Source organism: Polaromonas sp., from assembly GCF_018780625.1.
GTDB lineage: Bacteria > Pseudomonadota > Gammaproteobacteria > Burkholderiales > Burkholderiaceae_C > Polaromonas.
Genome location: NZ_JADMJK010000227.1, coordinates 1 through 6,471 on the forward strand (window position 1 = coordinate 1; position 6,471 = coordinate 6,471).

8 protein-coding genes are annotated in these 6,471 nt (G+C 64.7%); 4 read left to right on the plus strand and 4 right to left on the minus strand.

The window, feature by feature from the left end; all coding sequences use genetic code 11:
• Positions 1-180 precede the first annotated feature (180 nt).
• Positions 181-609 carry a CopD family protein gene (locus tag IV091_RS16240; protein ID WP_293470297.1) on the minus strand — a complete coding sequence of 143 codons (429 nt, stop codon included), beginning with the start codon at positions 607-609 and terminating at the stop codon, positions 181-183.
• Between the two features lie 305 nt (positions 610-914).
• On the opposite strand from IV091_RS16240, the gene hemB reads away from it, so the two are divergent.
• Positions 915-1,931 (plus strand): porphobilinogen synthase, encoded by a 1,017-nt coding sequence (gene hemB, locus IV091_RS16245; RefSeq protein ID WP_293470298.1) that lies wholly within the window; start codon positions 915-917, stop codon positions 1,929-1,931.
• A 117-nt stretch (positions 1,932-2,048) separates the two neighbouring features.
• Positions 2,049-3,164: a magnesium transporter CorA family protein gene (locus IV091_RS16250; RefSeq protein ID WP_293470299.1), complete on the plus strand. Its 1,116-nt coding sequence runs from the start codon at positions 2,049-2,051 to the stop codon at positions 3,162-3,164.
• A gap of 55 nt (positions 3,165-3,219) precedes the next feature.
• Here IV091_RS16250 and IV091_RS16255 read toward each other — a convergent pair whose 3' ends face one another.
• Positions 3,220-3,909 (minus strand): dienelactone hydrolase family protein, encoded by a 690-nt coding sequence (locus tag IV091_RS16255; RefSeq protein ID WP_293470300.1) that lies wholly within the window; start codon positions 3,907-3,909, stop codon positions 3,220-3,222.
• Positions 3,910-3,949: 40 nt separating this feature from the next.
• Positions 3,950-4,558: a 2-hydroxychromene-2-carboxylate isomerase gene (locus IV091_RS16260; RefSeq protein ID WP_293470301.1), complete on the minus strand. Its 609-nt coding sequence runs from the start codon at positions 4,556-4,558 to the stop codon at positions 3,950-3,952.
• Between the two features lie 93 nt (positions 4,559-4,651).
• Between IV091_RS16260 and IV091_RS16265 the strand changes: the two genes are divergently transcribed.
• Together IV091_RS16265 and IV091_RS16270 are read left to right on the plus strand one after the other, a co-directional pair.
• Positions 4,652-5,398, plus strand: coding sequence for an SDR family oxidoreductase (locus tag IV091_RS16265; protein ID WP_293470302.1), 747 nt, complete (start codon positions 4,652-4,654; stop codon positions 5,396-5,398).
• Positions 5,399-6,031, plus strand: a complete 633-nt coding sequence (locus IV091_RS16270; protein WP_293470303.1) for a MarC family protein — start codon at positions 5,399-5,401, stop codon at positions 6,029-6,031.
• Positions 6,032-6,041: 10 nt separating this feature from the next.
• Here IV091_RS16270 and IV091_RS16275 read toward each other — a convergent pair.
• A partial coding sequence (locus tag IV091_RS16275) for an ABC-type transport auxiliary lipoprotein family protein (RefSeq protein WP_293470304.1) occupies positions 6,042-6,471 on the minus strand: 430 nt, incomplete at its 5' end.

Consider the following 6,471-nt stretch of genomic DNA (forward strand, 5'->3'; position numbering starts at 1 on the left):
CAGCGGCCACGCCATGGTTCTGTGCACACCCCCATCGTTGTCACTGCGCTGCGCTTCGTGTACTTCCTTTCCCCCTTGCAGGGGGCGACGCATGGCATCCGGCAAAGCCGGCCTGCCGGCGTCTGCTGGAGAATCCGGGTGCGGGGTCGGGGCGTCTGGCATTGCCTTGTGCTATCAGCCCTAAAAAGGCTTGACCACCACAAGAATCACCACGATGAGCATCAAGATGACCGGCGCCTCATTGAACCAGCGAAACCAGACATGGCTGCGCTGGTTTCGGTTGTCCGCAAAGGTGGCCAGCACCCGGCCGCAGGCGTGGTGATAACCGATCACCAGCGCCACCACGGCCAGCTTGGCATGCATCCAGCCATTGCCCGACCCCAGCCCGATGCCATATCCGAGATAGAGCCACAAGCCGGTCGCCAGGGCAGGAACCGCCAGCAGCGTGGTGAAGCGCAGCAGCTTGCGGGCCATCAGCATCAGCCGCGCGCGCTCGGCCACGCTTTCGGGCGGCACCATGGCCAGATTGACAAAAATGCGCGGCAGGTAAAAAAGTCCGGCAAACCAGCTGGCAATGAAAACGATGTGGAAGGATTTGACCCAAAGCATGGCTCGAGTGTAGTCCGGCGCATTTTTGGACAAAAAGAAGCCCGGCGGCACAAGGGCCAGCCGGGCTGGTAAGCCTCTTTGCTGTCACACGCAAAGGCCCCGCTCAGGGAGGAAAAGCGGGATGCAGCAACCAAACTGGCCGCCGCACGCTTTAATTCTAACCATGCCGGCCAAGACTTGTCCAAACCTTTTCCAGGCGCGCCAGCGCTTAAATGTAAACACGGTAAGGCCCGGTAAGGCAAAGGGGACAAAGGGGATCAACCCACTCCCGCATGGCCGGCCCAAAGGTTTGGCACAATTTGCCCATGACACTGCACGCCTCCAACTTCGCTCCCTTTCCGATGGGCCGCCCCCGTCGCCTGCGCCGTGACAGCTTCACGCGCAACCTGGTCCGCGAGCACGCGCTCACCGCCCACGACCTGATTTACCCGGTGTTCGTGACCGATGGCCAGAACCAGCGCGTGCCGATTGCCTCTATGCCGGGGGTCGAGCGGCTCAGCCTGGACCTGCTGCTGCCGGTGGCAGAGGAGTGTGTGCAACTCGGCATCCCCGTGATGGCCCTGTTTCCGGTGATAGACAACGCGCTCAAGACTTACGACGGCAGGGAAGCGCTGAACCCCGACGGCCTGGTGCCGCGCGTGGTGCGCGAGCTGAAAAAACGCTTTCCCGAACTCGGCGTGATGACCGATGTGGCGCTGGACCCTTTCACCAGCCACGGCCAGGACGGCCTGCCCGACAGCGACGGCTACATCATGAATGAAGAGACGGTGGAAATGCTGGTCCAGCAGGCGCTGACCCAGGCCGAAGCCGGCGTTGACATCGTCGCGCCCAGCGACATGATGGACGGGCGCATCGGCGCGATCCGCCAGGCGCTGGAGAGCCGCAAGCTGATCCACACCCGCATCATGGCCTATAGCGCCAAGTACGCGAGTGCGTTTTACGGCCCGTTCCGCGACGCCGTGGGCTCGGCCGGCAACCTGGGCAAGGCCGACAAGAAGGTCTACCAGATGGACCCGGGCAACTCCGACGAGGCGCTGCGCGAAGTCGCCATGGACATTGCCGAAGGCGCGGACATGGTGATGGTCAAGCCCGGCATGCCCTACCTGGACGTGGTGCGCCGCGTCAAGGACGAATTCCAGGTGCCCACGTTCGCCTACCAGGTCAGCGGCGAGTACGCCATGCTCAAGGCTGCCGCGCTGAACGGCTGGCTGGACCACGACGCCGTGATGATGGAAAGCCTGCTGGCCTTCAAGCGGGCGGGGGCCGATGGCGTACTGACTTACTTTGCGATGGACGCCGCCAGAAAGCTGCGCCAAGGCTGAAACACCGGGCCCATGCACCCTGCGGCCTTCTAATGCTACAAAATAAGTAGCTATAAATATCCGACCTGTATGGGCTAGAGGCCTATTTTATTTAAAAACCCGGGGTTTGAAGCTTTCATGCGCGTTTTCAACATCACCGCCAACGGCAAGGGCGTCACCGAAACCGATGCACTGCCCAGCGAACTGCCGCCGCAAGGCTTTGTCTGGATTGCCTGCGCGCGGCGCGAGTTCGAGCTGCGGCAGGCGCAGATCCAGGCCAGCCTGCAAAGCCTGTGCGGCACGCAGCTGGTGGACCTGCATGTCTCTGACCTGCTGAACAACCAGCTGCCTTCGCACTACGACTACACCTCACAGTACGACATGCTGGTGTTTCGCCGCCTGGCCACCGGCAACACCGAAGCCGACCTGGCCGCGCCCAGCCAGCCCCAGCCGCCACGGGCCAAACGCAGCGGACCGCCGGTGCTCAAGCATATTGACACCAGCCCCGTCGGGTTTGCGGTGTTTGACCAGGTGCTGCTGACCGTGCACCCGACCGACTGCGCCGTGCGCGAAGCCTACGCGCTCAAGCTGCTCAACGCCACCAGCCAGGAGTCGCGCGCCAGCGGGGTCAAGCTGCCCGCCAGCCCGGCCGATTTGATGCTGCGCATCGTCAACCACATGGTGGACGGCTACCTGGAACTGCGGCGCGAGTTGACGCGCCAGCTGGGCCACTGGCAGTCCGAACTGCTCAAGCCCGGCTCACGCTTTAGCAACTGGGCCTCGGTGCTCGATGCCCGGCTGACCATGCACGAGCTGGACGAAATCTGCGAAGACCAGCGCTCGGCGCTGCAGGACTGGATTGACTCGATCGAGACCTGGCCCGAGGGCAGCACGCCCGCCGCGCAGCGCGAGCGCGAGTTGCTCAAAATTCGCTCGCGTGACGTGCTGGAACACATCGAGCGCGTGGTGCACCATGTGCGGCGCATGGAGCAAAGCGCCGAAACTGCGGTGCAAATGCATTTTTCGCTGCAGAGCAACCGCACCAATGACATCATGCGCACGCTCACCGCGCTGACAGCCGTGTTCTTGCCGCTGAACCTGATCACCGGGTTTTTCGGCATGAACTTCGAGTTCCTGCCCGCCATCCACAGCTCCGCCGGGTTCTGGTGGACTTTTGGCCTGATGGTGTCGCTGGTCGTCGTCGTCGTGTCCGTTTTCTGGCGCAAGCGTTACCTCGCGAGGACCAGCCGCTAGACCGCGTTCCGTCGTCTGCCGGGTGAATCAGCGGCCCGTTGACGGCCGCAACAGCTCAGCCCAGCCTGGCGGCAAAAAACGCCAGCGAACGCTCCCGCGCCAGATTGGCGGCGGCTTCGTTGTACGAGCCGCGCTGGTCGCAGTTAAAGCCGTGGTTGGCCGCATAGACATGCACTTCGACGGCGGGGTGCGCCTTCTTGAAGGCCTCGACGCCTTCCAGCGGAATCCAGTGGTCCTGGTCGCCAAAGTGCGCCATCACCGGGCACTGCGGCTGGCGCGCAATTTCGCCTTCGGTCGTGATGCCGCCACCATAGTAAACAATGGCGGCGCTCAAGCCCTTGAGCGTGCAGGCCGCCTTCCATGCCAGCAGGCCGCCCCAGCAAAACCCGACAATGCCGACCTTGCCGCCGCTGGCCTGGGCCGCGTGGTCGATGGCCGCCTGGAGGTCCTGCAGCACGCCCGCGCCCGGCAAGGCGTCCACGGCGGTTTTCAACGCAAACCCCGCGCCCATGTCGGCCTCGGTGTAGCCCAGCTCCACGCCGGGCTTGACGCGCTCAAAGGTCGATGGTGCCACGGCCAGATAGCCTTCTGCGGCATAGCGGTCTGCCACCGAGCGGATGTGTGAATTGACACCGAAAATTTCCTGCACCACGACGACAGCGCCGCGCGGCGTGCCTGCGGGCTGCGCCACGTAGGCGGGCACGGTGAAGCCATCGGCGGCGGTGAGATTGATGAATTGACCCATGCTATGAAAGCTCCTTGTTTTTTCTGTGTGAGGTAGGGATTCAGGCAGCAGCCTGGAGTTTGCGCTCGACAAAATCAAGCCGGTCCTGGCCCCAGAACAGCTCGCCGTCAATCACGTAGCTGGGCGCGCCGAACACGCCGGCATCAATCGCCTGCTGGGTATTGGCCTCGTAGCGCTGCTGCACCGCCTGGCTTTGGGACTGCGCCAGCCGCTCGGGGCTCAGGCCGCATTCGGCCAGCAACCCGGCCAGCACCTTGTCGTCGGCAATGTTGCGCTGGCTGGCCCAGACCGCCGCCAGCGCCGCGCCGCTGAGCGCCATGGCAGCGTCAGCGCCGTCGTGCAGATCAACCGCAATGATGAGGCGCGCGGCGTCGTCGCCGGACACCGGGAAGTAGCGCGGCTTGAGGTGGAGGGGCGCCTGCAGATGGTCTGAATAGCGCTGCAGCTCCAGCAGCCGGTAGGCCTGGCGCTGCGGTGCGCGCTGGCCCAGCGGCAGCCCGCCCGAGATGGGAAACACCTTGCCGCCCAGGTCGACCGGCAGCACCCGCACGGTGGCGCCCGCCGCGCGCGCGATCTGCGCCAGGCGCGCGTGCCCCAGGTAGGCCCAGGGGCTTTGCGGGGCGAAGTAATAGTCCACGGTGGTGCTCAAAGTTCTTTCTCCAGTTGCAATAAGTCATTACAGTCACTGATTCAGCGCGTTCCCGTTTGTACCCGGGATTGATATTTTTTGCAGGAGACTGGTTTGTCCCAAGTTGTTTTGATCACAGGCGCCTCGCGCGGCATTGGCGCGGCCACGGCACTTCTGGCGGCCCGCCAGGGCTACGCGGTGGCGGTCAATTACACCGCCAACTCGCTGGCGGCCGACGAGGTGGTGCGGCAGATCCGCCAGGCGGGCGGCCAGGCCATGGCGGTGCAGGCCGATGTGGCTGTGGAAGCCCAAGTGGTGGCGATGTTTGAAAAGGTCGACGCCAAGTTCGGCCGCTTGAGCGCGCTGGTCAACAACGCCGGCGTGGTGGACCAGACCACGCGGGTGGAGGCCATCACCTTGCAGCGCCTGCAGCGCATGTTTGAAGTCAATGTGTTCGGCTCCTTCCTGTGCGCCCGCGAAGCCGTCAGGCGCATGAGCACGCGCCACGGCGGCTCGGGCGGCGCCATTGTCAATGTATCCAGCGCGGCGGCTCGGCTCGGCTCGCCCGGCCAGTACGTGGACTACGCGGCGGCCAAGGGCGCGATTGATACCTTTACCCTGGGCCTGGCCAGGGAAGTGGCTGCGGAAGGCATTCGTGTCAATGCGGTGCGGCCGGGCATCATAGACACCGACATCCATGCCTCGGGCGGCCTGCCCGATCGGGTGCGCGACCTGGCGCCGCAGGTGCCGATGCAGCGCGCCGGCAGCGCCGAAGAAGTGGCCGCATCGATTGCCTGGTTGCTGGGTGACGGGGCCAGCTACACCACCGGCGCCTTGCTCGACGTGGCGGGAGGCCGCTAGATGGACTTCAAACCCCTGGTGACGCTGCTGGCCATCGTCAACCCGCTGGCCATCGTGCCATTTTTCATTCACTACACGCAGGATTTTTCAAAAGAGCAGCGGCGCCGCACCGTCCTGGTGGCGTCCTTCAGTGCGTTTGTCGTGATTGCCACCAGCGCGCTGCTGGGCCTGCAAATACTCGAATTCTTCAGCATTTCACTGCCCAGCTTCCAGGTCGGCGGCGGCCTGTTGTTGCTGATCAGTTCCATGAACATGCTCAACGCGCAGCCGGCCGAGGCCAAGCCGCTGACCAACGAGATGGAAGACGGCGCGGAAAAGGCCGCCATGGGCGCCAGCATTGCCGTGGTGCCGCTGACGATTCCGCTGCTCACGGGGCCGGCCACCATGTCCACCGTGGTCATCTACGCTGAAAAGGCCAAGACGTTTTTCCAGCTCGGCACGCTGGTGGGCTATGGCGTGGTGATTGGCCTGGCGACTGCGCTGTGCTTTGCGCTGGCCGAGCCGATTGCCCGCGTGCTGGGCAAAACCGGCATCAATGTGATGACCCGCCTGATGGGGCTGATTCTGGCGGCGCTGGCCGTGGAGGTGATGGCCGGGGGCCTCGTCAAGCTGTTTCCGGTGCTGCGCGGATAAGCGGACAGGCCTAGCGCGCCTGCGCTGGCGCCTGCTGCAGCCACTGGTCCAGCTCTTCAATCGCGGCGTCGGTGGCCGCCGTCAGGGCGCGCACGCCGCCAGCCGCATCGGCGCTGGGGGCCGGCCGCTGCACCACCACGCTGCGCTGCCCCAGCAGTTTTTCGCCGGCGGGCGTCAGCTCCACCAGCGTGGCGCGCAGGCGGATCAGGCCGACACTGGACTCGGGCGTGCTGAACAACTGGCTGAACTCTTCAAGCTGCAGGCGCAGCAGCAGCGGCAAGGCGGCGCTCTGGCTGCGGTTGAGCGCGACGCTTTCGCGCGCATTGAACACCGCCCGGCGCTGGCTGAGCTGCTCGCGCAGGCGCTGGCGCACCAGTTGCGGCGGCGGCATGCTCCAGCGCGCTTTCGAGTAGGGGCGCAGCTGCTGGTCATCGGCGTAG

Bases quoted from the DNA above. Each gene is read 5' to 3' on its own strand.
- IV091_RS16255 (WP_293470300.1), bottom strand. From the start codon at position 3,909: ATGGGTCAATTCATCAATCTCACCGCCGCCGATGGCTTCACCGTGCCC.
- IV091_RS16270 (WP_293470303.1), top strand. From the start codon at position 5,399: ATGGACTTCAAACCCCTGGTGACGCTGCTGGCCATCGTCAACCCGCTG.
- IV091_RS16240 (WP_293470297.1), bottom strand. From the start codon at position 609: ATGCTTTGGGTCAAATCCTTCCACATCGTTTTCATTGCCAGCTGGTTT.
- hemB (WP_293470298.1), top strand. From the start codon at position 915: ATGACACTGCACGCCTCCAACTTCGCTCCCTTTCCGATGGGCCGCCCC.
- IV091_RS16250 (WP_293470299.1), top strand. From the start codon at position 2,049: ATGCGCGTTTTCAACATCACCGCCAACGGCAAGGGCGTCACCGAAACC.